Below are 23,260 nucleotides of genomic sequence, written 5' to 3'. Positions count from 1 at the left end.
TCATATGAAACCGCACTATTTTAGCCTATTCTGATGTATCCAAACAGCGGGCGATTTCATGTTTAAATTTTTGATTGCCCAAAAGTAAGAAATCCTGCTTTTTTCGGCAACATTTTTATACTGATTTTAATATTATTTTCCCTTTTTTGGATTGTGTAAAAATAAGGTAATGATCTCCCCCATCTTTCAACCCATACTTTTTCTTGATTTCTTCAGGTTTTAAAGGGTAATTTTTTGAAATGATATTAAACTGTTCTTTTTTCTTAATATTTTTAGAATCAACAGATTCCATCTCTAAAATTCTCCCAGGAAAGTCTTCATTCTTTTCATTGGAGGTATAAAAATGACTGTTAGGATGCAGCTTTTTCAATCCGAATTTTTGTGAAATCAAATTAAAGACTCCTGCTTTTAAAATAGAATTATTCGGGATATAAATGTATTTTTCAGGCTCAGAATATTCAGATTCTGCATTTTCTTCTTCTCCAAATTTGAAGGTAAAGGCAGATTCTCCACTCTCAAGGTTCACACAGCTGCACATAATCTCATCTGTATTTTCATTGGATAGAAAGATAACAACTTCTTTTACATCATTTCTCAGCGCAATGATCTCTATCCTTGAAATACCTGAAAGTACTGACACAAGATATTTAAGATCAATGAGCGGAGAGAGTTTAATGACTACCTGATCGGAAATAGACCGTAATTTTCCCTGAATTTCGAGAATATCGGGAGACAGGTCTTCTAAAAGAAAGACTTTATTTTTTTGCTGATTTCTTCTGGCAGGATCAAGGTAAATAACATCAAAATGTTCCTGATTTTCAGTTAGAAAATCTTCAAGTTTAAGATTAATAAATCTCGCCTTGCGCCCTAAGGTATTCCAGTTGTGCTCAACAATTTCTAAAAGCTCTGTATTCTGCTCTACCAAAGTAACATGATCAAAGTTTTGAGACAGATAATAGGCATCAATACCAAAACCGCTCGTGAGGTCAATAAATGTATTTCCCTTCAAGATTTTGGATTTATAAAGGGCGGTTTTTTCTGATGATGACTGCTCCAGATTAAGTTGTGGTGGAAAAATGATTCCTTCTTTCAAGAGAAAAGGAAATTTTCTTTCAGCAACCTGTTTTCCTTTGATCTGCTGTACAATTTCCTGCATAGAAACATCCGGAAAGGGAGATTTCTTCAACAGTAATGTGTGCAGATCTGCATTCAGATTTGCATTGATATAGTTTTGAATGTCTTTGTCTATTAATTTAACCACAGATGATACGGATTTTCACAGATGTTTATGTTTATTGTGTATTATTCTATTTAAATTCTATTCAGTTCTATTTTAAACCACAGATGACACAGATTTTCACAGATGTTTATATTTTATTTTTTTCCATATTCCAATGCAGATATAGTGTTAGTAGTTTTATTATTAACTATTAGAAAAATACGTGCAATCATCTGTGAAAATCTGTGTCATCCGTGGTCAATTTTAGAATACTAATCTAAATTCCCTCTTACTTTCCGAAAAATACTTTTGCTAATATAATCAGTATTAAAGTTAACCAAAATTCCTAGTTTCAATCCTGTTAACTTTAGATAGGTTAATACCTGTTGATGATGAATATTTGCTATTTCCGTTACGGCTTTCACTTCTATGATAATTTTATCTTCAACAATTATATCTGCAATAAAGCTTGAATCAATAAGAATCCCTTTGAAATTTATTGGAATTGGAACTTGCGTTTTAACACTTAAGCCATTATTTTCTAACTCAAACGCTAAAACTTTTTCCAATAAACCTGGTCCAAGCTCATTATACACAGAAAAAATAGATTTTCTGATATAAAAACTTATCTCATTTTCTTTCATAACATTTGTATTTTGTGTTTCATAAATCTACACAAAATCTTATTTGAAAATGATCACGTAATCAAATTATCTTTTGTAAAAAATATAATCCGTCAATATAGGAGTTATACCGTTTTGCTTAAGCAGAGCATTGATTTGCCCTCTATGATAGGTAGAATGATTAACTGCATGAAAAAGCATTTCAAAAATACTGTTTTCAAACTTTGTTCCTCTTGAATTCTGATATTCTATCCTTTTATCAAAATCAAGATTACTGATAATGTCAATGCTTTTAAGAAAATTCTTATGATTAATCTCTATAAGGGATTCAAAAGGATTGATCTGCCAGACTTCAAAAGTTGTTTCTCCTAGTATTCTGGCATTCCAGATCTGTTGTGCATTAAGGGTATGATTCATCAAACTGATGGTTTTATCGTCGACAAGTTCTCTGTTTTCAGAAATAACTTTAATCATCTCAAGGTTGAAATGATTGGTGTACTCAAATAAATCAATCAGTTTTTCTTTCATTACCAGGAATTATAAGCTTGATTCTTTATGCATCGTCATTACATTTGGGGACGTGGGATCTATATCTGCCGGGTTTTTATTTTCAAAGTCGAGGAACAACAAAAATTCATTTTCATTAATAAATTTAATAAGTCCGCCTAAAAATTTACTTTCTTCAAGTTTATTATTAAAATCATTGTATGAAGCAATTAAGCTGAATTTAATAATGTTTTTTGAAAAGTCAGCCGTATATTTTACATGTCCTATTTTACCTTTATTGGGACCGTCGGGTATTTCATAGTTTCTTCCGTCAACATTCAATCCGTTGAACTCAACTTTTGCATAACCATCGGGAAAAAAGGTAAACGATCCATAACTTCCAGCATCCGTTCCACCCCATTTTCCATACAGATCCTTTTCTGTTTGTGAAAAGCATAAGCCGAAAAACAGCAAAAAGATAAGTAAGATACTTTTTTTCACAGTATAATTAGTTTTACTCAAACATTTCAGCCCAACGAACGGCTTTTATTTCTTTTTCGTTGTAAAGATCTCCAATAGACTTTTTAACGTCTAATTTAGGGTATAAATTCACTCCGATCAGTTTTATTTTCCCTTCTTCAATCCATTGCTGTTCTTCAACCGCATGATCATAGATCTTTTTCTGAACAACGCCTTGTTTTAACAATTCAAGGTAACCTCCTGCTTCTTCGATTTCAACAAATAAAGCCCATGATTTTTCTGCAAACTGCTTCGTAATATCTTCAATATAATAACTTCCGTTGGAAGCGTCTTCAAATACATTGATGATACTTTCGTAAGCCAGCACGATCTGCTGTTTGAAAGAAATCTCTTCTGAATTATCAGTACTTCTGCTTACCAGATAATTATTGGTAAAAACAGCATCTGCTCCACCAATCATTGCTGAAGCAAGCTCTAGTGTAGAGCGGATCAGGTTGTTTTCATTGTCAGAAACGGCTTTATTTCTCAGTGAAGTCTCTGCAAAGATGTATGGAACTTCATCCATCCCATATTCCTTGGAAAGCTGGTTGAAAACGATTTTAAAGGCTCTCAGTTTTGCCATTTCAAAGAAATAATTTCCTCCTACCGCTATTCTGAAGATGAGTTTATTTAAAATTTCAGCACCATAGACCTCTATCAATTCCTTAGCTTTTGCCAATGCAATACCAAGCTGTTGATAAATAGCTGCTCCTGCATTCTGGTGCAGTGAAATATCTACACAAATACTTCTTTTAAAGTCTTTTGCCAGTAATTCTTTTGCCAGCTGGTCGTCTATACTTCCTTCTTTTTCATTAAAAATATCAATCAATGAAAAATACTGGTCTTCTTCTTTAGGACTGATGTGTCCTGCGAGTTCTTTGTTGTTGACAAAAATAGTTTTCTGATCAAGATTTTCTACATTATGATCAAGGACAAATGCAAATACTTCTTCTTCTAAACTTTCATGGTATCTTGCTACCAAATGGGTACTTTCTTCAACTCTGGGCAGATTTACCAAAGGTTTCTGAACTTCTGTGTAAAAAGGCTTCACCTCTATTCCTTCCAAATTCGGCTTTTCTAAAACAGGGTAAATATCCTCTGTTTTAAGCTGTTTTTTGACTAAATTTTCCCAGTTTGAAAATATATCTGTATTTGACATTAGTTTTTTTATTTGTGAATGGTCAATGGTGAATTCTGCTTCGCAAGTGAATTTTTAAAAACTAAAAATTCCTTTCATCATTAACGTCATTCTATTCAACTTTTATTATTTTTTAGCAACTTTTGTGCTGTCTACCACCAAAATGAAGATCTCTTCATTCGGTTTTTTCATAAAATAATTTTCTCTTGCGTATTTTTCTTTCTCTGACTTGTTGTTCATTAGTTTTTTATAAAAAGCATCATTTTTTTCGTATTCTTTTTTGTAAAAGTCTAGCTGCTCTTCATATTTTTTGATCTCACCATTCAGTTCATTAATTACAAGAAATGAAGTTTTATCGAAAAAAACCATCCATACCAAAAACATACAGATCGTAATGGTATACTTATTCAAAACATATTTCTGTATAAGTTTGAATGTTTCAGATTTCGGCTGAATGTCTTTGATAAGATTGTTTTCTTCCATTTTTTTAATGTTTTTTCAACGAGTTTTTAATAACAGTAGTTAAAAAATCAATCGCTACGGAATTCTGCTTCATATTTGGGATAATAAGATCGGCATCATTTTTAGAAGGCTCTATGAATTCCTGGTGCATTGGTTTCAATGTAGTCTGATAACGGTGTAATACCTCGCTCAGATCTCTTCCTCTTTCCTGAGTATCTCTCCTGATCCTCCTGATCAGCCTTTCGTCAGAATCTGCGTGAACGAATACCTTCAAATCAAATTCTTTCAGTAATTCTTTGTTGGTAAGAACCAGAATTCCTTCTACTACCAATACATTTTTAGGTTCTACAGTGACATGATCTCCTGTTCTGGAATGAGTGACAAAGCTGTAAATGGGCTGTTCAATAGGCTCATTATTCTTTAAAGCTTTCACATGTTTTATTAATAATTCAAAATCTATCGACTTGGGATGGTCATAATTCAGAGCTTCTCTTTCCGTCAATGTAAGACCTTGGTTGTCGTGATAATAATTATCCTGAGAAAGGATATTCATTCCCTCAATATCAAGCTGCTGAAGTATCTTGTCAACAACTGTAGTTTTGCCGGATCCTGTACCACCGGCAATTCCTATTACAAGCATTATTTTTTTGTTTCTTTATAGTTGGTACAAATATACTCTTTTAGATAAAATATGACAATGTAAGAGTATTGAGAAATTAAAAGATTAAAGCATTTAAAAATTAAAAGATCCTGTGGAAGCCTGCCAGTCTTTGCTATTTATTGTTATTCCTGAACTTTCCTCTTCGGATTTAATAAAAAAACCGGCAAATTTATTGCCGGTTTTTTATTTTATACGATTTCGCTTGTTAATTCGCGCGAAATTAATTTTTCATGCATAGGCTTCAAAACATCCATTGAGCCTGTTTTTACGGTACATTTGCCCTTGTAGTGAACAAGGATCGTACATTGCTCAGCCTGTTCCAGGGTATGTTTGCAAATTTCGATCAGGCAGTCTATTACGTAATCAAATGTATGAGTATCGTCATTATGCAGTACCAGTTTGTAGACTTCATCCGTATCATCCATAACGAGGACTTCTTCCTCATACTGGCGTTTTGGGTCTTCGTAATCTTTTATGCTGTTATAAAAATTCATCCTAACTGTTTTAAACTTCTCCAATTTTATCTGCCAAATGATCTATAGCATTGGGTTCCTGATAGACCAGCTCTACAAGTTCTACACTTTTATTATTCATTTTCAGAATTTTGAACTGATAGTCCTCTAGTTCAAACTCCTGATTTTCTTCCGGAATGTCTTCCAGCTCATAAAGAATAAATCCAGCTAATGAATTGTACTCACTTTCTTCTGAAAGTGGAAGTCTTTTAGGCAGGAATTCATTGATCTCATCCAAAGGCTGTGTAGCCTGCACCCAATAGGTATTGTCTGAAATTTTATCAACTATTTTTTCTTCATCATCTTCTTCATCCTGAATTTCCCCTACCAGCTCTTCCAGAATATCTTCTAATGTGATAATTCCTTCAGTTCCACCAAACTCATCAATAACGATAGCGATATGCTGCTTTTTAAGCTGGAATGTTTTCAGTAAGTCTGATACTTTTTTACTTTCTACTACAAAAAAGGCATCACGCATTAAATCTTTAAGGTCTTCATGATCCAGATTTCCTTTTCTTTTGACAAATTCTCTGATGATTTCTTTTGTATAGAAAATCCCGATAATATTGTCAATGGAGTCAATATATACAGGAATACGGGAATACCCGCTATCCATAATCTTATTGATAATATCATTAACATCTTCTTCAAAATCGATAGAAGTAATATTTTGCCTTGGAACCATGATCTGTTTAGCAGAATGATCTGTAAAGTCAAATGCATTTTTGATGATCTCATAGTTTTCTTCTTCAATCTCTCCGCTGTCTGCACTTTGTTTTACCAAAAGCTGAAGTTCTTCAGTAGAGTGAATTTCCTGCTCGGAAGCCGGGTGAATTTTAACCAATCTAAGGAAACCATTTGACATTGAGTTCATCAACCAGATAAACGGTTTAAAAACTGTATAAAAAACCCTCAGCGGAACGGCAGTTGCCATTGTAGTTGCTTCAGATTTTCTGATGGCAATTGATTTTGGGATAAGCTCACCAAATACGATGTGCATAATAGTGATTAACACAAAACTTGTTACTACTGAAATTGTAGTAATCGTTGTCTGAGTCAAGTCTATATTCAATGAGTGGAAAGTATTTTCAACTACATGATGCAGGGCACTTTCTCCTACCCAACCAAGGGCAAGGGATGCCAAAGTAATTCCTAATTGTGTAGCGGAAAGATATTCATCAAGATGTTTGATGATATGTTCTGCCTGTTTAGCCATAGAATTGCCTTCTGCGGCTTTTAACTGAATCTGTGAGTAACGAACTTTAACAATTGAAAATTCTGCGGCTACGAAGAAGCCATTTAGTAAAACAAGAAATAAGGCCAGCAAAAGCCTGACTATGTCCGAGTCCATTTAGAGGTTGTATAAATTTTATTAGGTACAAAGATATGTAAAATAAAAATAACCTGAATCCGGGATAGATAATTTTGATTGAGGATTTTTTTTAAGAAAAAATGAAGTGATAGGATATCGTAATTTCCCAATAAAAAAAATAAGTGAAGGACACATTCATTTCTCAGCAAAAGAAAGGCTTTTTGGGTAGTAAATAACATTATCAGCCTTATATCAACAAAAAAGCACCGAAAATTTCGGTGCTTTTGGATGTATCTTAAAGTAATTCTTTATGAATTTTTCAAAGCTTCTGCTCCGGAAACAATTTCCAAAATTTCGTTGGTAATTGCAGCCTGTCTTGCTTTGTTGTAGAAGATCTTCAGATCATTTCTCAACGCTTCTGCATTATCTGTAGCTTTGTGCATTGCAGTCATTCTCGCTCCGTGCTCAGATGCTACTGAATCCAGGATTGATTTGAAAACCTGAGTTTTGATCGATTTTGGAATCAAATTATCCAGGATCTCAGCTCTGTTAGGTTCAAAAATATAATCTGTTTCAACCTGTGGTTCAGTATTTTCAGGCATTGAAATCGGAAGAAGTTTTTCTGTAGTTACTTCCTGAGTTGCTGCATTCACGAATTTGTTATAAATAACATATACTTCGTCAAATTTCCCTTCTCTGAAACTTGTCATTACACCTTCAGTGATATGAGCAACTGCATCAAAGTTAAGGTTATCATAAACAGAGCTTCCGTTAGCATATACAGAACGGTTTCTTCTTACAGCATCATATACTTTTTTACCTACCGGCAGAACTTCAATCTCGTATTGAGAATTGTTCTGGAACTGAAGGTTAAGCTCTTTTACGATAGAAGAGTTAAAAGCTCCTGCAAGACCTCTGTTTGAAGTAACAGCGATAAATAGTATTCTTTTAACCTCTCTTTTCTGAGCATATACAGAAATCTGATCAGGATCTGAGCTAGAATTTACATTCTGGATAAGCTCCTGTAATTTTTCAGAATAAGGTCTTAACATTACGATTGCATCCTGTGCTTTTTTAAGTTTCGCTGCCGAAACCATTTTCATAGCACGTGTAATCTGCATCGTAGATGAAATTGACGTAATTCTGCCTCGTATTTCTTTTAAGTTTGCCATATTGGGTTTAGTTGTTGGTTGTCGGTTGTTGGCTGCTAGTTTTAGATATTTCTGTCAACTATCAACCAACAATCATCAACTAATTTTTAGTTATATTTAGAAGCTAAATCGTTAGCTGCCTGCTTAAGAACTGCTGTAATATCGTTATCGATTTTACCTGCTTTAATAGCTGCCATCGTATCAGGGTGCTTAGATCTTAGGAATTCGATGTACTCATGTTGGAATTCTTTGATCTTTCTGATAGGAACGTTTCTCATTAAGTTTTCTGTTCCAGCATATACGATTGCTACCTGACTGTCTACAGGAAGTGGTGCATTTACCGGCTGCTTAAGGATCTCTACGTTTCTTTCTCCTTTAGAAATAACTGCTAAAGTAGAAGCATCAAGGTCAGAACCAAACTTAGCAAACGCTTCAAGTTCTTTATATTGAGCCTGGTCTAACTTCAATGTACCAGAAACTTTTTTCATTGATTTGATCTGAGCATTACCTCCTACTCTGGATACAGAGATACCTACGTTGATCGCAGGACGAACCCCTGAGTTGAATAGATCAGACTCCAAGAAGATCTGTCCGTCTGTAATAGAGATTACGTTGGTAGGAATATATGCAGAAACGTCACCAGCCTGAGTTTCGATAATTGGAAGTGCCGTTAATGAACCTCCTCCTTTTACGATTGGTCTTAAAGACTCAGGTAAATCATTCATCTGGCTAGCAATATTATCATCAGCGATAACTTTTGCAGCTCTTTCCAATAATCTTGAGTGAAGATAGAAAACGTCTCCAGGATAAGCTTCACGGCCCGGTGGTCTTCTCAATAGTAGAGAAAGCTCACGGTAAGCAACAGCTTGTTTAGATAAATCATCATAAACGATCAAAGCTGGTCTACCAGTGTCTCTGAAGAACTCACCGATAGAAGCTCCTGCCATTGCAGAATATACCTGCATTGGAACTGGATCTGATGCATTAGCCGCAACGATTACAGTATATGCTAAAGCTCCTTTATCAGAAAGTGTTTTAACGATTTGTGCTACTGTAGAAGCTTTCTGACCAATTGCAACATATATACAATATACAGGATTACCTGCATCAAAAAATTCTCTTTGGTTAATGATCGTATCAATTGCAACAGTAGTTTTACCTGTCTGTCTGTCACCAATGATAAGCTCTCTCTGTCCTCTTCCTACAGGAATCATCGCATCAATTGCAACGATACCTGACTGTAAAGGTTCAGTTACCGGCTGTCTGAAGATAACTCCAGGAGCTTTTCTTTCTAATGGCATTTCGTATAAATCCCCAGTAATAGGACCTTTACCATCGATAGGGTTACCAAGAGTATCTACTACTCTTCCTAACATACCTTCTCCTACTTTGATAGAAGAGATTCTGTTTGTTCTTCTTACTGTATCACCTTCTTTTACTAATTTACTTTCACCAAGTAAAGCAACACCTACGTTGTCTTCTTCAAGGTTAAGTACAATACCTTCTACATCACTAGAAAATTTCACCAACTCTCCGTATTGTACGTTTTCTAACCCGTATACACGAGCAATACCATCACCGATGGTTAAAACTGTACCTACTTCCTCAACGTTGGATTGAGTATCGAAGTTGGCCAATTGCTGTTTTAAGATCGCAGATACTTCTGCCGGATTTATTTCTGCCATTGTATGGTTGTTTTTCTTAATTTAATTGGAAATCTTTTTTAACTTGGTTCAATTTTGTCTTCACAGACGCGTCTACCTGCTGGTCACCTACTCTTAGAACATATCCTCCAAGAATTTCAGGTTTCACATTTACTTTCAGATCAAAGTTTGAATCAGCGTTTACAAGATTTGTAGATCTTAAAATCTGATCAAGGTTCTCTTTTGAAAGAGGAGTTGCTGTAGTAAGTGTTACTCTCTGTACACCGCTAAGGTCTTCTACTTTGTTGATGAATTCCTGAGCGATATTTTTCAATTGGGTTTCACGTCCGTGCTTAATCACCAATCTGATAAGATTTTGAGAAGAGACAGATAAACCTTTGAAAATTTCGTTTGCTACTTCTATTTTCTTTTTAGAATCGATATAAGGAGTCATGAAGAATTTATTTAAGTCCGCTGACTCTTTCATGATCTTTACTACATCTTTCATTTCAGAAAATACAGTAGCCGTTTGACCTGATTCGTTTGTAAAATCAAGTAAACCTTGTGCGTATCTTTTAGCTACTTTAGATGTAAGCATTCTTAGTTAAGGTTTGATTTGTTTAAATAATTTTGAACTAATTCGTTTTGAGCTTCGCTGTTGTCTAATTTTTGTTTCAAGATAGACTCAGCAATGTTCACAGATAAAGTACCAATTTGAGTTTTGATATCTGCCATAGCAGCATTTTTCTCAGCATTGATAGTCTGTTTAGCAGCTTCGATCATTCTGTCTCCTTCCGTTTTAGCAACATCTTTAGCTTCCCCTACGATTCTGTCTTTAATTTCTCTAGCTTCTTTAAGGATAGCATCTCTTTCTATTTTAGCTTCACGAATGATTCTTTCGTTATCCTCTTTTAAAGTTTCCATTTCTTTTCTAGCTAATTTAGCTTGATTAAGAGCGTCAACGATAGATGTTTCTCTGTCATTGATAGACGTTAAAATAGGTTTCCAAGCGAATTTACCTAACAAAAATAATAATGCTAGAAAAATAACAGACTGGATAATAAATAATCCTGACGAAAACTGATGAATTAATTCCATTATATAAATGTATAAATAATTATTACTTTTTTAAAGAACCATTACCTGTAACCAACCGTCACAGATAATGGTCTGATTTTAATTAGTTTACTGCGAATAGAGCAGCAAATGCAACACCTTCTACAAGTGCAGCTGCGATAAGCATCGCAGTTTGGATTTTTCCAGATTGCTCAGGTTGTCTAGCGATAGCTTCAAGAGCAGCAGCTCCGATTTTACCAAGACCGATACCTACACCTAGTACTACGATACCAGCACCTACAATTTTAGGGATTTCCATAATATATAATTTTAAAAAATTTGTTTTACTTTAATTTACAATTTCAATTAGTGAGCAGCATGATGTTCGTGCTCGTGCTCCTGTACAGCCATTCCGATAAACAAAGCGGATAACATCGTGAAGATATAAGCCTGTAGGAATGCTACCAATACTTCCAGTAAATAAATTACCAATGTAAGGAACGGGAATGCAACACCTGCGACAACATTCTTAAATACGTAGATCAATCCGATCAAACTCATTACTACGATGTGACCTGCAGTCATGTTGGCAAAAAGACGGATCATCAATGCGAATGGCTTCGTGATTGTTCCTAATAATTCGATAGGAAGCATAATCAATTTCATTGGAACTGGTACTCCCGGCATCCAGAAGATATGTTTCCAGTAATCTTTGTTAGCTGAGAATGTTGTAATCAAATACGTAAGGATTGCAAGGAAGAATGTCATTGTAATATTACCTGTAACATTGATTCCGAAAGGCATTAATCCTAAAACGTTAAGGAAAAGAATAAAGAAGAATACAGTTAATAAATAACCCATAAATCTCTTATACTTATGTCCGATGTTTGGAATAGCAACTTCATCTCTTACAAAAACGATTAGCGGCTCTAAAAATCTTGCTGCACCTGTAGGAACAACTGATTTTTTATAAGACCTAGCCATTCCTCCGAATAAAACTAACATAAAGATTGATACTAATAAAATCATCAGCACACTCTTTGTAATAGAAAGATCTAAAGGCTTTACGTTTGTTGGATGACCGTGATCATCAAGAGTTATAGTTCCAGCAGCATCAGTCTTATAGATTTTCTCATGGTGCAATACATAGTAAGCTCCATCTACTTCAGTAGGCTCTCCATGCATAAACCCTTCTTTGTTACTCATGAAAGAGTGAAAACCGTTGTCATATACAATAACAGGAAGAGGGAAACCGATGTGGTGACCGTCTTTATCAACCATCAATGTGAAATCATGTGCATCCAACAAGTGATGATCGATGAACTCTTTGTTTTCTTTGCTCACTTTGTCTTTCTCTGAAAGCTCTTGAGCAGGAGCTGCCCCAGCAGTAGCCTCGCCGTGCTGTGCAGACACTAAGTTTAATACAAAAATACTGTAGAATAAAACTGCGAATTTCTTAAACATTGATAGGTTTTTTTCGTTGTGCAAAAATATGATATTTTTTCTAGTTTCAATAAATTATTTTACTGTTTTTTATCATGATTAATCAGCTTGATGGCATAGTATGTAAGCAGTGCTGTCAGGATAAAATAAGGTATAATGAAATGAAATTTATAGCCTGGAATCACTTCAAAGTTCAGTTTTTTTCTGATTAAGTACATCAAACCGAATTTTAAAAGAATCAAACCAATGACAGACAATCCTAAAAATTCCGGCACCACTCTATTGATTAAGATAATCATAGTGATCATCATCATAAACATGACACTTAGAAAAAGATAAAATTTAATGATCACGATCTCATCCAGGTGAAAAACAAATTTCCAAAGAGAAAAATGCACCAGGAACGTCAGAAAGAATAAAATGACAACAAGAATATTGGGATTGATTTTCATTCTAAATTTTAATTGACCGCAAAAATAGACTTTTTCTATCGTATTATGATAAGATTTGATATATATCATTTTTTCTTATCTATATAATATTACGTCCCGAACACTTTAGATATGCTAAAAATTCCTTATTTTTGCAAACCTATAATTTACAATCAATATGTTTAATAGTTTACAGGATAAATTAGACAAGGCATTACATAATATTTCCGGTAGAGGAAAAATTACCGAAATCAATGTAGCGGAAACCGTAAAGGAGATCCGTAGAGCATTGGTAGATGCCGACGTTAACTATAAAGTTGCAAAAGATCTTACTAAAAGAGTTCAGGATAAAGCATTAGGAGAGAACGTTCTTACTTCCCTTACTCCTGGACAGCTGATGACGAAAATCGTTCATGATGAATTGGTAGACCTGATGGGAGGTTCTCAGGAGGGAATCAATCTTTCAGGAAAGCCTTCAGTAATCCTTATTGCAGGTCTTCAGGGTTCTGGTAAGACTACATTCTCAGGAAAGCTTGCTAATTATTTACAAACAAAAAGAAATAAAAAACCTCTATTGGTAGCTTGTGACGTTTACCGTCCTGCTGCAATTGACCAGCTAAAAGTTTTGGGTGGACAAATCGGGGTTCCTGTTTTCACAGAAGAAGGTTCTACAAATCCTTCTACGATTGCTGAAAACGCAATTAGTTTTGCAAAATCAAACGGTCATGATGTTGTGATTGTGGATACAGCAGGTCGTTTGGCGATTGATGAGCAGATGATGAACGAAATTAAATCTGTTCATTACTTCATTAAGCCGGATGAAACGTTATTCGTTGTTGACTCAATGACAGGTCAGGATGCTGTGAATACGGCAAAAGCATTCAACGATGCTTTGAACTTTGATGGAGTTGTTTTAACAAAATTAGATGGTGATACTCGTGGTGGAGCGGCTTTAACGATTCGTTCTGTTGTTGAAAAACCAATCAAATTCATATCTACAGGAGAAAAAATGGAAGCTTTAGATCTTTTCTACCCAGAAAGGATGGCAGACAGAATCCTGGGAATGGGAGACGTTGTTTCCTTAGTAGAAAGAGCTCAGGAACAGTTTGACGAAGAAGAAGCTAAAAAACTTCACAAAAAAATCGCTAAAAACGAATTCGGTTTTGATGATTTCCTAAAGCAGATCAACCAGATCAAGAAAATGGGTAACATGAAGGACTTGATGGGAATGATTCCCGGCGTTGGAAAAGCGATCAAAGATGTAGAAATCAGTGATGATGCATTCAAACACATTGAAGCGATTATCTACTCTATGACTCCTGAAGAAAGAAGAAGACCTTCTATCATCAATACGCAGAGAAAAGGAAGAATTGCTAAAGGTGCCGGAAGAAAAGTAGAAGATGTGAATCAACTGATGAAACAATTCGATCAAATGGGTAAAATGATGAAGATGATGCAGGGGCCTCAAGGAAAGCAGATGATGCAGATGATGAGCAAAATGCCAAATATGCCTGGAATGGGCGGAATGGGAAAATAAAAAGACAAAATCATTCATAAAAAAACTCTCAGAATTTCTGAGAGTTTTTTGTTTTCATTCTGAATATGAGTTTACTTAAACTTATATCCCAACCCAAGCTGGAAGAAATTCATTTTCAGTTTTTCACCATCCACAGGGTTTTTAATCATATTCGTAAGACCAAAACTGTAGCGTGCATCTACAAACAATCCTTTATATACTTTGTAATCTGCTCCAAAGAACAATCCGAAATCTGTAGATTTTAAAGAGTCATCAAGGAACTTTTCTACATACCTCTCTCCTTCTTTGATTCCCGCAGGGTTTGTCATAACCGCATTCGGACCGCTCATTTCAAATTTCACTTTGTTATTGGTCCTAAAACTCACATATGGACCTGCATAAATTCCAAGTTCAGGTGTTGCATAATATCTTGCAGATACAGGGATTATAATTCTGTTCAGGTTCATCTTTTCAGTTATTGTAATACCAGGTAATGCAACCTCTGCCTTTCCTCCAAGATTAGCATATTCCAGCTCTCCCTGAATAGCAAACTTATTATTGAATTTATGTTCAACCAAACCTCCAACATAAAACCCAGACTTGGATTTTAAACCTCCTTCAATTCCTCCAAACTCAACATCGTTTTCATTAGAGTTCAGTTTTGATAAAGCGTAACCCGCTTTTACACCAAACGTAGTCTGTGCATTTAAACCTGCAAATAAAGCGATTGCAGACGCTAGTAAGATTTTTTTCATATTATCTTGTATTTAAATAGTTTTGGATAAAAAAAGTCCTGAGATTAACTCTCAGGACCCGTTTGTATACTTTATTTATTTTTCACGAATACATATTTAACTCCAAGAGTTACAGAAGCTAAGCTGATTCCTACTTTATAATCACCTGCTCTTCTGGCTCCGTCAATATCTCTTTTGTAACTATTATATCCAAACTCACCAATAGTAGCTTCTACTGACCAGTTTTTGCTTATGAAATAATCCAGACCCGGTCTGATATTAACACCTACATTGGTATAGCTGTTTTTTCTTGAAGAAGAAGGATCAAGGAAAGGATCTCCCGAGTAAATATAACTGTTTGCATCCAGTTTTTCCTTACCAAATTCTACAGGAACCTGCAGTTGTCCGAAGACAAATAATTTGTCAGATAAAGTCCAGTATTTTCTTACAAATGGAACGACTACAAATGCGTTATCTGTATCTTTAGTCTGTACCACATTACCTACACTATCATTTCCTATGTTGTTTTTTGTGACAGCACTCTTATACCCTATTCCTAACCCTACGGCTAAATTGGTAGTAACGAAGTAACCTGCTGTAGGAAGAATTCTGATAATATCGTCTTTTCTTTTGAATGCGGACTCATGACTTTCATTGTGAAAATACCCTACCTGTCCTGAAAGATAAGAAGTTCCTTTAGCGATCTGCGCGTTTGATAAACCGAAAAGCGCGACAGCGCCCATCAATGCGATTTTTTTCATGATTATTATATTAGTTTTTTTATAAAAAAAAGCCCTAAGAGTTCCTCAGGGCTTTCTTACTATATGTTTTGTTTATTATTTTGCAAATATATATTTAACTCCGAAAGTTACAGAAGATAAATTCAATCCGAAGTTATAGTTGTTTGTAGCATCACCATCTTTTGGCTTGTAGTTGCTATAACCGAACTCACCGATAGTAGCTTCGATAGACCAGTTCTTGTTTAAGAAATAATCTAAACCTGGCTTAACAGTAACACCAATTTTAGTGTATTTAGCTTCAGTAGAAGTAGAGTTTGTAACAACTGTATTTCCGTTAGTAGCTACAGAACTGTTTTCAGTTTCAGTTTTACCAAACTGCATTGGCACTGCTAATTGTCCGAAGAAATATAACTTGTCAGATAAAGTCCAGTATTTTCTTACGAATGGAGCAACAACAAAAGCAGGAGTTTTAACAACACCTTCGTTTACGATTGTAGTGTTTCCTAAAGTTGTAGTTGTAGTTAGGGTGTTTTTTTCAGTTTGGTAACCAACTCCTAATCCAATTGCTAAGTTAGTGTTCACGAAATATCCAACTGTAGGTAATACGTTGAAGTTTTCTTTTTTATCGTTACCGTTGTTAGATTCTACTTGAGAATAACCAACAGATCCAGATAAATATGTAGTTCCTTTTGCAATCTGAGCGTTAGATAAACCAAAAAGTGCAACAGCACCCGCTAATAATATTTTTTTCATTTTAAAAAATTTTAATACTTTCTGAGGGCAAATTTACAGTGGTCCCCACTAATATTAAAATTTGTTAATGTGATTAATATCATTGTTAAAATTTAGCGTTTTGTAAAAATAAATCATAGTTAAGAGAAGTTATTGAGTTTTTCACAATATTATGAATAAAAAAACTCCATTTTATTAATATGAGGCCAATATGTTTACTTTTTAAAATTTTCACTTTTTTTCTAAAACCCCATGGATTCTGGAAAAACGCTAAAATTAATTAACCTAAAATACTAATTTTAAAGTTATTAACTCTTAAAACTTAAACATCCGTTTATGGTTTGAGGTTGTTTTTACCTTTTCCTGATCGCTGTAAGGCCGTTATTTCAAAAATTCATGATAAAAGATCCGTACAGGTGGCTTATATTATATCAAAAAAAACTCCGGCCTTCGGCCGGAGTTTCAATATACAATTGCTTTCTTATTTCAAAAAGAAATTATAACCAATGTTAACAGCTCCTACATTCCAGCTGTAGCGTCCCCAACCTGGCAGGTCACGCTTGTTGCTGATTGACTGGTATCCGATGTACAATTCTCCTTTAGACATTTGATATCCAAATTTAGGCTGCGCATAGAAACCACCATCTACTCCATCTTTTGTAGAAATACCATATCCCAGATCCAATCCTACAAAGATAGGAGCACCTTTAAATTTATATTTCCCGGAAACAGCTACAGGAATAAAACCGAAATCATCAAAGTGATCTTTTCCGAAGAAGTGAGAATATCCTGTTGTTACCCCAAGGTCAAGACCTTTAGCAATATTCCACATATAAGCTGCATCTACTCCTAATGTAAATGAAGATACATCACTTGCATCAGACACAGGAACACCAATATGTCCGCCAATTTTAAAACCTTCCTGCGCTTGAGCAGCACCTCCTAAAAGTGCAAAAGCACCTAGTAATAATAGTTTTTTCATTTTTTTAGTAGCTTTAAATTACCCCGCAAAAGTACTAATTATTTCTATTATAGAGATAACATCGGCCTCTGATGTCAGTATAACGAAAAAAAGCAGGACAAAAATTGTCCTGCTTTTTTTTATTTCTAAATAAGGTTTTCAGAATTAGTTTCCTCCGAATTTGAAACCTACACCTAGCTGAGCAAAGCTGTTTTTTACAGTACCTCCGCTGTTGTCATTAGATAGGTTAGATACTCCTAAACTGTATCTCGCATCAAAGAAAAGTCCGTTTTCAAGCATATACTCTACTCCTAAGAAAGGTGCAAGGTTTAGTGACTTGATATCTTTTTTAATATCTACATCACCAGTATCTCCTTCCACTTCTATATCAAGAAAATCTGAACCAATAACTGTTTTTTGTTTAGCGGTAAGAATAATCCCTACGTTAAGACCTGCTGCTACAGAGAAACCTTCCGTAATAAAGTATTTTGCAGAAACCGGAACTAAAAGAGTCCCAAAAGTAAGTTTAGTTGATTCACCAAAATACACCCCTCCGGCATTTACTCCGTCTATTTTTTCTTTAGCTCCCAGTGGTGAGTATAGAACCTCTCCCTGAATAGCAAAGTTATCATTGAATTTGTACTCAGCCATCCCACCAATATAGAAGGTATATTTCGGAGACATTTTTCTCCCCTCAAGATCATCCTGCTTATCGTCCAGTTTAATAGTTGACATTGCGAGACCAGCTTTTGGACCAAATCGAAATTCTTGTGCGTTTGCAGAAATTCCCATAACAGCGACCGCTGCAACAAGTAGAAGTTTTTTCATGTTTAGTTAGTTTTTTAAATTAAATAGGTGGCAAAAATAGTCTTTTTTTTCAAATATGAAAATTGTAACGCTTTTTATTACTGGAATTAAGAAAAATATAATATTTTAATTTTTAACCTTAAAAACTTAATTTATTAAATTTAAAACCTATCCCAATCTGAAGAGAGCTGCTTTTAAGCGTATTATACCCCTCTCCATTACTATTTTTTGCAATATCAGATACTCCGAAGATATAACGCCCGTCTATGAATATTTTTTTACTCAAATGAAACTCTACTCCCAAGAAAGGGTTTACTTCAAAGATTTTTACTTTTTTCTTAATATCCTCAGTCTCTCTCAATAAGTTTAGATATAATTCAAATCCGTCTTTACCATTGGTCCTGTATTTGCTTTCTGCTGCTACAACAAAAGCCATATTGACGCCTGCATTAACATTAAATTTTTCATTGAAATAATATTTAGCCATCAAAGGAATATTTAGTTTTCCAAGAGAAATAGCATTTACAATAGTATAATCACTAAATTCATCTTCTTGGTAACCCCAGCTATTTCTTCCGCCAGCTCTCGCAAATCCCAACTCGGCTTGTAAAGCAAAATTCTGATTTAATTTATGTTCGAGGAAGATAGCAACATGTGCCGTTATCATGCCTTTAGATGAAAAATCGAAATCAGAATCGGCGTAGTCCGTCTTTAAAGTAGAACGTCCAACTCCGGCTCTGATCCCGACTGTATTTTTTTGAGCATTTAAGCTTATTCCTATTAAAGAAATTAATGAGACCGATAAAAGTTTTTTCATGGTTAAGTTTAAAATTTCCTGCGAATATATTCCCAATTTTTCAGGATTGATCGGATACATTTTAAATTTTACCTAAATGTAACTTTCTGGCAACAAAAAATTAATCGTTTCTCTGTCTCTTATCTTCGTCGTTATAGGCAATAATAATTTTCTTTACCACAGGGTGTCGCACAACATCTTCTTCCGTTAAGTGTACAAATCCTATTTCTTTTACATCTTTCAGGATTCTCATGGCTTCTCTTAATCCGGATTGTTGTTTTGGTGGCAAATCGACCTGGGTAGGATCTCCTGTGATAATAAATTTCGCATTCATTCCCATTCTGGTTAAGAACATTTTCATCTGAGAATGGGTTGTATTCTGGGCTTCATCTAAAATTACAAAAGCATCATCCAGCGTTCTTCCTCTCATGAAAGCCAATGGTGCCACCTCAATCACTTTTTTCTCCATGAATCCTTCCAGTTTCTCATGAGGAATCATATCACGAAGCGCATCATATAAAGGCTGTAAATAAGGATCCAGCTTTTCTTTAAGGTCACCAGGAAGGAATCCCAGACTCTCTCCTGCTTCTACAGCCGGCCTTGTCAGGACAATTCTTTTCACCTCTTTATCTCTTAGAGCTCTTGCAGCCAATGCCACACTGGTATATGTCTTTCCGGTTCCGGCAGGACCAATGGCGAAAACCATATCCTTTTTCTCCGTTTCTTTTACCAGTTTTTTAAGATTGGTTGTTTTAGCCTTAATGACTTTTCCGTTTACTCCTTTTACAATAATATCCTGATCGAAAACCAGTTGTTTCTCGTTTTCATCTTTAATATTCAATATATTTTCAACGTCTTTCAGTCCTATTGAATTATTTTTTGAGATAAAACTGACAATATCCTCCAGCTTTTGTTTTAGTATGTCTAAAGCTTCCTTATTTCCCATGGCAAAGATGAAATGATCTCTTCCTGTAATTTTAATGGTTGGAAAGCTTGATTTTAATAAGTTGAAATATTGGTTATTAACTCCATAGAAGATTTTCGCATCGATATCTTCCAAATCATATGTCAATTCAAACATGCAGTATTTTTATTTTTAGATTTTAAAATTAAAGCTTTTTTTCAAATTTTTATCAAATTCTTTTCAACAATCTTTCGGGCTTTCTTTTTATTTTAAATAACTTTGCAATACTACACTATTCTATAAATTGCTCATGTCAATTATTACCCTTACTTCGGATTTCGGAAATTTAGATTACAGAGTTGCCGCTGTGAAAGGCAAGATTCTGTCTCTAAACCCTGAGGTTAATATTATTGATATAACCCACGACATCCAGGCATTCAACCTTATACAGACTTCGTATATTGTAAGAAATGCTTATAAATATTTTCCAAAAGGAAGCATTCACATCATTTCTGTGGACAGCTTTTACAACAAATCAAGAAAGAATATCATTTATAAAGCCGATGGATCCTACTTTCTGGCGGCAGACAATGGTCTTTTAAGCCTTATATTTTTCGATATTAAACCCGAAGCGATCTATGAGCTTACGCTAAATAATCGTTTTGATGATATCATCGATTTTACTTCTACAGACATCTTTGTTCCTGCAGCAGTACATCTTGCCAATGGCGGACTGCCTGAAGTAATAGGACGAAAAATAAGTACAGCCAAACAGCTGATGTTCCCAAGAGCGGTTTATAATGAATCTGAGGGTATGGTTATTGGCGAAGTGACCTATATTGATAATTTCGGAAATATAATCTCAAATATCAACAAAGATTTTTTCGAAAACATTAGTAAAGGCTATGACAATTTCACCATAAAATTCAGGAATTTAAGTCTTTCAAGGATATTTTCCAGCCATACGGAGCTTGTTTCAGATTGGGAAAGGGAGACCGAATTTCATGGGCAGTCGGCTGCTATTTTCAATGATAGTCAATTATTGGAGCTTACCATCTACAAAGGAAGCAAGAAAAACGGCGCCAAAAGCCTGTTTGGATTGAATGTAGGCGAAAATATTTATATTGAATTCAGCTAAGATTATATATTTCATAAAAAAACCGATTTTTTTTATATATTTGTCAAAATCTAAAAATCAAAAATGGCAGAATACAAATTATTGCTTCCTTCCATGGGAGAAGGTGTTATGGAAGCGACAATTATCACTTGGTTATTCAATGAAGGTGATAACGTAAAGGAGGATGACTCCGTAGTAGAAATTGCAACAGATAAAGTAGATTCAGACGTTCCGACACCAGTTTCGGGGAAAATTGTAAAAATTTTAAAGCAAAAAGATGAAGTTGCAAAAGTAGGTGAAGCCATTGCTATTTTAGAAATTGAAGGAGAAGGCGCAGCTTCAGAAGAAGTAAAAACTGAAACTCCGGCAGCTACTCCGGATGCAGACACTTTAAAAGCGATTGAAGAGCCTTTACAAACAACAATTGCTTCAAGCGTAGAATTCTCAGGAGACCTTTATTTATCTCCACTTGTAAAATCTATCGCACAACAGGAAAAAATTTCTGAAACTGAACTGAAATCCATCAAAGGAAGCGGTTTAGAAGGAAGAATTACAAAAGAAGATATATTAGCATATGTTGCCAACAGAGGAAGCCAGCCAGTTCAGCAGGCAGCTCCGGTACAGGCAGCATCTACTCCAAAACCAGCAGTATCTGCTCCGGCAGCTACGATCCCTGTAAATGCAGGTGATGAGATCATTCCAATGGACAGAATGAGAAAGATCATCGCAGAAAACATGGTAAAAGCAAAACAAATAGCTCCACACGTTACTTCTTTCATCGAAACAGACGTTACCAACGTTGTGAAATGGAGAAATAAAAACAAAGCAGTATTTGAAAAGCGCGAAGGTGAGAAATTGACTTTCATGCCGATTTTCGTAAAAGCTGTAGTGAAAGCAATTCAGGATTTCCCAATGATCAATGTTTCTATCAACGGTGAAAACATCATCAAAAAGAAAAACATTAACATTGGTATGGCGACTGCCCTTCCGGACGGAAACCTTATTGTTCCTGTTATCAAAAATGCTGATCAGCTATCACTTTCAGGTCTTGCAAAAGCAATCAATGATTTAGCTTACAGAGCAAGAAACAAGAAATTAAGACCAGAAGACACTCAGGGTGCCACTTATACAATTTCTAACGTAGGAAGCTTTGGAAACCTTATGGGAACTCCTATCATTCCTCAGCCTCAGGTAGCTATTTTAGCTATCGGAGCTATCGTTAAGAAACCTGCAGTTCTTGAAACAGCTGATGGTGATGTCATTGCAATCAGAAACTTAATGTTCATGTCTCACTCTTATGACCACAGAGTAGTAGACGGTTCTTTAGGAGGAATGATGCTGAAGCATGTTCACGATTACCTTCAAAACTGGGATCTGAATACAGAAATATAAGTAATGAATAATTAGCAATAAGTAATTTTGCTGATTTTAAATACTAAACCTTCGATCTAATCGGAGGTTTTTTTGTTTTTAGCAGTCAAACTTTACAGAATATCAAAAGATTAAACAACATAAAACATCAATTATAAATAATCAAATAAAAAGCTGTTTATTTATCAAATCATCAATAAAATAAACACAATTACACATTATCACAACTTATTTTGAAATTAGATTTATTAGCATTATTTTTAAACAAATAAATATTCAATAATGGATCTGGATTACAGAAAGGATGACATGACAAAATTTTCTGCCTTCACTGAGCAGGATGAAAAGCTCATTACTGAAGTTTACGATCAGCTTTCTATAGATTATGATATTTCAGTGATTGATATTGAAGACTCTCCTTATGAGCAATTCAGTTCACATGCTATGTATCCACTATTCATCCCTCAAATCTGTTACCGGGTAAAAGACAGAAATAATAACAGTTCTTTCTACCTTTTTGTTGTCAGTAAAGTTGGGGTTACATCAAGAGGAGGTCGTCTAGGTCGTAAATTTGACACCATTCAACTTTGGGGATTAAAAAAACTTGAAGAAGACTTTGGGTATATTTCCATTAACAAGAAGAGATTAATGGATAAAATTGCAGGGATCTTCAGCAGTTTTAATATCAATTTTAAAGATCATGATTTTAAAGATTTCTATGTTTTAGGAAGTGATCAATTTAAAACCATGAATTTTCTAACCCCTAAAAGAAAAGCATCTATAAAAACTTTTCCGAATGAAAACTTTAAACTTGAAGTGAAAAATAATATTTTAAGCTTCGGTTTACCGGAAATACTTACGATTGGAAACGCTGAAATCATCTCAAAGTTTTTAAACGAAATATAATTTCCAAAATTTTACCGTAA

27 protein-coding genes are annotated in these 23,260 nt (G+C 34.8%); 4 read left to right on the top strand and 23 right to left on the bottom strand.

Annotated features, from left to right (window positions below):
- Positions 1 to 115: 115 nt before the first annotated feature.
- From GFU89_RS02230 to GFU89_RS02155, 16 genes are all read right to left on the bottom strand, one after another.
- Positions 116 to 1,261, bottom strand: coding sequence for a class I SAM-dependent methyltransferase (locus tag GFU89_RS02230; RefSeq protein ID WP_318845583.1), 1,146 nt, complete (start codon positions 1,259 to 1,261; stop codon positions 116 to 118).
- A gap of 230 nt (positions 1,262 to 1,491) precedes the next feature.
- Positions 1,492 to 1,863 carry a GxxExxY protein gene (locus GFU89_RS02225; RefSeq protein ID WP_318845582.1) on the bottom strand — a complete coding sequence of 124 codons (372 nt, stop codon included), beginning with the start codon at positions 1,861 to 1,863 and terminating at the stop codon, positions 1,492 to 1,494.
- Between the two features lie 66 nt (positions 1,864 to 1,929).
- Positions 1,930 to 2,370, bottom strand: a complete 441-nt coding sequence (locus GFU89_RS02220; protein WP_318845581.1) for a DinB family protein — start codon at positions 2,368 to 2,370, stop codon at positions 1,930 to 1,932.
- Between the two features lie 9 nt (positions 2,371 to 2,379).
- Positions 2,380 to 2,829, bottom strand: coding sequence for a hypothetical protein (locus GFU89_RS02215; RefSeq protein ID WP_318845580.1), 450 nt, complete (start codon positions 2,827 to 2,829; stop codon positions 2,380 to 2,382).
- Between the two features lie 13 nt (positions 2,830 to 2,842).
- Positions 2,843 to 4,006: a methylmalonyl-CoA mutase family protein gene (locus tag GFU89_RS02210; protein WP_318845579.1), complete on the bottom strand. Its 1,164-nt coding sequence runs from the start codon at positions 4,004 to 4,006 to the stop codon at positions 2,843 to 2,845.
- A 105-nt stretch (positions 4,007 to 4,111) separates the two neighbouring features.
- Entirely contained in the window at positions 4,112 to 4,468 is a 357-nt protein-coding gene (locus tag GFU89_RS02205) for an FtsB family cell division protein (RefSeq protein WP_318845578.1), read from the bottom strand.
- A 4-nt stretch (positions 4,469 to 4,472) separates the two neighbouring features.
- The gene (udk, locus tag GFU89_RS02200) at positions 4,473 to 5,087 is read right to left on the bottom strand and encodes a uridine kinase (protein ID WP_045497309.1); all 615 of its coding nucleotides are present in this window, start codon (positions 5,085 to 5,087) and stop codon (positions 4,473 to 4,475) included.
- Between the two features lie 209 nt (positions 5,088 to 5,296).
- Positions 5,297 to 5,602 carry an ATP-dependent Clp protease adaptor ClpS gene (locus tag GFU89_RS02195; RefSeq protein ID WP_318845577.1) on the bottom strand — a complete coding sequence of 102 codons (306 nt, stop codon included), beginning with the start codon at positions 5,600 to 5,602 and terminating at the stop codon, positions 5,297 to 5,299.
- 10 nt (positions 5,603 to 5,612) lie between these two features.
- On the bottom strand, positions 5,613 to 6,971 hold the full coding sequence (locus GFU89_RS02190) for a hemolysin family protein (protein WP_318845576.1): 1,359 nt from the start codon (positions 6,969 to 6,971) through the stop codon (positions 5,613 to 5,615).
- A gap of 269 nt (positions 6,972 to 7,240) precedes the next feature.
- A complete protein-coding gene (atpG, locus tag GFU89_RS02185) occupies positions 7,241 to 8,104 on the bottom strand; it encodes an ATP synthase F1 subunit gamma (RefSeq protein ID WP_318845575.1) in 864 nt (287 codons plus the stop codon).
- A gap of 86 nt (positions 8,105 to 8,190) precedes the next feature.
- Positions 8,191 to 9,768, bottom strand: coding sequence for a F0F1 ATP synthase subunit alpha (atpA, locus tag GFU89_RS02180; RefSeq protein ID WP_318845574.1), 1,578 nt, complete (start codon positions 9,766 to 9,768; stop codon positions 8,191 to 8,193).
- Positions 9,769 to 9,784: 16 nt separating this feature from the next.
- Positions 9,785 to 10,324: an ATP synthase F1 subunit delta gene (atpH, locus tag GFU89_RS02175; protein ID WP_105682137.1), complete on the bottom strand. Its 540-nt coding sequence runs from the start codon at positions 10,322 to 10,324 to the stop codon at positions 9,785 to 9,787.
- Positions 10,325 to 10,326: 2 nt separating this feature from the next.
- Positions 10,327 to 10,824, bottom strand: coding sequence for a F0F1 ATP synthase subunit B (locus GFU89_RS02170; protein WP_077416951.1), 498 nt, complete (start codon positions 10,822 to 10,824; stop codon positions 10,327 to 10,329).
- Between the two features lie 82 nt (positions 10,825 to 10,906).
- On the bottom strand, positions 10,907 to 11,101 hold the full coding sequence (atpE, locus tag GFU89_RS02165) for an ATP synthase F0 subunit C (protein ID WP_002979108.1): 195 nt from the start codon (positions 11,099 to 11,101) through the stop codon (positions 10,907 to 10,909).
- 47 nt (positions 11,102 to 11,148) lie between these two features.
- The gene (gene atpB / locus GFU89_RS02160; RefSeq protein ID WP_318845573.1) at positions 11,149 to 12,246 is read right to left on the bottom strand and encodes a F0F1 ATP synthase subunit A; all 1,098 of its coding nucleotides are present in this window, start codon (positions 12,244 to 12,246) and stop codon (positions 11,149 to 11,151) included.
- 59 nt (positions 12,247 to 12,305) lie between these two features.
- Positions 12,306 to 12,677, bottom strand: a complete 372-nt coding sequence (locus GFU89_RS02155; protein WP_318845572.1) for a hypothetical protein — start codon at positions 12,675 to 12,677, stop codon at positions 12,306 to 12,308.
- 157 nt (positions 12,678 to 12,834) lie between these two features.
- On the opposite strand from GFU89_RS02155, the gene ffh reads away from it, so the two are divergent.
- Positions 12,835 to 14,193, top strand: a complete 1,359-nt coding sequence (gene ffh, locus GFU89_RS02150; protein ID WP_318845571.1) for a signal recognition particle protein — start codon at positions 12,835 to 12,837, stop codon at positions 14,191 to 14,193.
- 71 nt (positions 14,194 to 14,264) lie between these two features.
- Here ffh and GFU89_RS02145 read toward each other — a convergent pair whose 3' ends face one another.
- The 7 genes from GFU89_RS02145 to GFU89_RS02115 all read right to left on the bottom strand — a co-directional run bounded on the left by GFU89_RS02145 (position 14,265) and on the right by GFU89_RS02115 (position 20,023).
- Positions 14,265 to 14,927: a porin family protein gene (locus GFU89_RS02145; RefSeq protein WP_318845570.1), complete on the bottom strand. Its 663-nt coding sequence runs from the start codon at positions 14,925 to 14,927 to the stop codon at positions 14,265 to 14,267.
- Positions 14,928 to 14,998: 71 nt separating this feature from the next.
- Positions 14,999 to 15,667: an outer membrane beta-barrel protein gene (locus GFU89_RS02140; protein WP_318845569.1), complete on the bottom strand. Its 669-nt coding sequence runs from the start codon at positions 15,665 to 15,667 to the stop codon at positions 14,999 to 15,001.
- Positions 15,668 to 15,742: 75 nt separating this feature from the next.
- Positions 15,743 to 16,399 (bottom strand): outer membrane beta-barrel protein, encoded by a 657-nt coding sequence (locus GFU89_RS02135; RefSeq protein WP_318845568.1) that lies wholly within the window; start codon positions 16,397 to 16,399, stop codon positions 15,743 to 15,745.
- A gap of 460 nt (positions 16,400 to 16,859) precedes the next feature.
- A complete protein-coding gene (locus GFU89_RS02130) occupies positions 16,860 to 17,360 on the bottom strand; it encodes a hypothetical protein (protein WP_318845567.1) in 501 nt (166 codons plus the stop codon).
- Between the two features lie 144 nt (positions 17,361 to 17,504).
- The gene (locus tag GFU89_RS02125; RefSeq protein WP_318845566.1) at positions 17,505 to 18,167 is read right to left on the bottom strand and encodes a porin family protein; all 663 of its coding nucleotides are present in this window, start codon (positions 18,165 to 18,167) and stop codon (positions 17,505 to 17,507) included.
- A gap of 118 nt (positions 18,168 to 18,285) precedes the next feature.
- Positions 18,286 to 18,963 (bottom strand): porin family protein, encoded by a 678-nt coding sequence (locus GFU89_RS02120; protein ID WP_318845565.1) that lies wholly within the window; start codon positions 18,961 to 18,963, stop codon positions 18,286 to 18,288.
- Between the two features lie 100 nt (positions 18,964 to 19,063).
- Positions 19,064 to 20,023 carry a PhoH family protein gene (locus GFU89_RS02115; RefSeq protein WP_318845564.1) on the bottom strand — a complete coding sequence of 320 codons (960 nt, stop codon included), beginning with the start codon at positions 20,021 to 20,023 and terminating at the stop codon, positions 19,064 to 19,066.
- Between the two features lie 133 nt (positions 20,024 to 20,156).
- Between GFU89_RS02115 and GFU89_RS02110 the strand changes: the two genes are divergently transcribed.
- The 3 genes from GFU89_RS02110 (at position 20,157) to GFU89_RS02100 (ending at position 23,240) form a co-directional block, all read left to right on the top strand.
- On the top strand, positions 20,157 to 20,984 hold the full coding sequence (locus GFU89_RS02110; RefSeq protein WP_318845563.1) for an SAM-dependent chlorinase/fluorinase: 828 nt from the start codon (positions 20,157 to 20,159) through the stop codon (positions 20,982 to 20,984).
- Positions 20,985 to 21,047: 63 nt separating this feature from the next.
- Positions 21,048 to 22,355, top strand: coding sequence for a dihydrolipoamide acetyltransferase family protein (locus GFU89_RS02105; RefSeq protein ID WP_318845562.1), 1,308 nt, complete (start codon positions 21,048 to 21,050; stop codon positions 22,353 to 22,355).
- A gap of 261 nt (positions 22,356 to 22,616) precedes the next feature.
- Complete coding sequence (locus GFU89_RS02100) at positions 22,617 to 23,240, top strand: hypothetical protein (protein ID WP_318845561.1); 624 nt, start codon at positions 22,617 to 22,619, stop codon at positions 23,238 to 23,240.
- Positions 23,241 to 23,260 lie beyond the last annotated feature (20 nt).

The sequence above is a fragment of the Chryseobacterium sp. JV558 genome (assembly GCF_033712365.1).
Classification (GTDB): Bacteria; Bacteroidota; Bacteroidia; order Flavobacteriales; family Weeksellaceae; genus Chryseobacterium.
This window is presented reverse-complemented; position numbering and strand designations above follow the sequence as displayed.

Excerpts from the sequence above, each read along its gene's own strand:
- GFU89_RS02225 (WP_318845582.1), bottom strand. The coding sequence starts at position 1,863 with ATGAAAGAAAATGAGATAAGTTTTTATATCAGAAAATCTATTTTTTCT.
- GFU89_RS02220 (WP_318845581.1), bottom strand. The coding sequence starts at position 2,370 with ATGAAAGAAAAACTGATTGATTTATTTGAGTACACCAATCATTTCAAC.
- GFU89_RS02210 (WP_318845579.1), bottom strand. The coding sequence starts at position 4,006 with ATGTCAAATACAGATATATTTTCAAACTGGGAAAATTTAGTCAAAAAA.
- GFU89_RS02205 (WP_318845578.1), bottom strand. The coding sequence starts at position 4,468 with ATGGAAGAAAACAATCTTATCAAAGACATTCAGCCGAAATCTGAAACA.
- udk (WP_045497309.1), bottom strand. The coding sequence starts at position 5,087 with ATGCTTGTAATAGGAATTGCCGGTGGTACAGGATCCGGCAAAACTACA.
- GFU89_RS02195 (WP_318845577.1), bottom strand. The coding sequence starts at position 5,602 with ATGAATTTTTATAACAGCATAAAAGATTACGAAGACCCAAAACGCCAG.
- GFU89_RS02190 (WP_318845576.1), bottom strand. The coding sequence starts at position 6,971 with ATGGACTCGGACATAGTCAGGCTTTTGCTGGCCTTATTTCTTGTTTTA.
- atpG (WP_318845575.1), bottom strand. The coding sequence starts at position 8,104 with ATGGCAAACTTAAAAGAAATACGAGGCAGAATTACGTCAATTTCATCT.
- atpA (WP_318845574.1), bottom strand. The coding sequence starts at position 9,768 with ATGGCAGAAATAAATCCGGCAGAAGTATCTGCGATCTTAAAACAGCAA.
- atpH (WP_105682137.1), bottom strand. The coding sequence starts at position 10,324 with ATGCTTACATCTAAAGTAGCTAAAAGATACGCACAAGGTTTACTTGAT.
- GFU89_RS02170 (WP_077416951.1), bottom strand. The coding sequence starts at position 10,824 with ATGGAATTAATTCATCAGTTTTCGTCAGGATTATTTATTATCCAGTCT.
- atpE (WP_002979108.1), bottom strand. The coding sequence starts at position 11,101 with ATGGAAATCCCTAAAATTGTAGGTGCTGGTATCGTAGTACTAGGTGTA.
- atpB (WP_318845573.1), bottom strand. The coding sequence starts at position 12,246 with ATGTTTAAGAAATTCGCAGTTTTATTCTACAGTATTTTTGTATTAAAC.
- GFU89_RS02155 (WP_318845572.1), bottom strand. The coding sequence starts at position 12,677 with ATGAAAATCAATCCCAATATTCTTGTTGTCATTTTATTCTTTCTGACG.
- ffh (WP_318845571.1), top strand. The coding sequence starts at position 12,835 with ATGTTTAATAGTTTACAGGATAAATTAGACAAGGCATTACATAATATT.
- GFU89_RS02145 (WP_318845570.1), bottom strand. The coding sequence starts at position 14,927 with ATGAAAAAAATCTTACTAGCGTCTGCAATCGCTTTATTTGCAGGTTTA.
- GFU89_RS02140 (WP_318845569.1), bottom strand. The coding sequence starts at position 15,667 with ATGAAAAAAATCGCATTGATGGGCGCTGTCGCGCTTTTCGGTTTATCA.
- GFU89_RS02135 (WP_318845568.1), bottom strand. The coding sequence starts at position 16,399 with ATGAAAAAAATATTATTAGCGGGTGCTGTTGCACTTTTTGGTTTATCT.
- GFU89_RS02130 (WP_318845567.1), bottom strand. The coding sequence starts at position 17,360 with ATGAAAAAACTATTATTACTAGGTGCTTTTGCACTTTTAGGAGGTGCT.
- GFU89_RS02125 (WP_318845566.1), bottom strand. The coding sequence starts at position 18,167 with ATGAAAAAACTTCTACTTGTTGCAGCGGTCGCTGTTATGGGAATTTCT.
- GFU89_RS02120 (WP_318845565.1), bottom strand. The coding sequence starts at position 18,963 with ATGAAAAAACTTTTATCGGTCTCATTAATTTCTTTAATAGGAATAAGC.
- GFU89_RS02115 (WP_318845564.1), bottom strand. The coding sequence starts at position 20,023 with ATGTTTGAATTGACATATGATTTGGAAGATATCGATGCGAAAATCTTC.
- GFU89_RS02110 (WP_318845563.1), top strand. The coding sequence starts at position 20,157 with ATGTCAATTATTACCCTTACTTCGGATTTCGGAAATTTAGATTACAGA.
- GFU89_RS02105 (WP_318845562.1), top strand. The coding sequence starts at position 21,048 with ATGGCAGAATACAAATTATTGCTTCCTTCCATGGGAGAAGGTGTTATG.
- GFU89_RS02100 (WP_318845561.1), top strand. The coding sequence starts at position 22,617 with ATGGATCTGGATTACAGAAAGGATGACATGACAAAATTTTCTGCCTTC.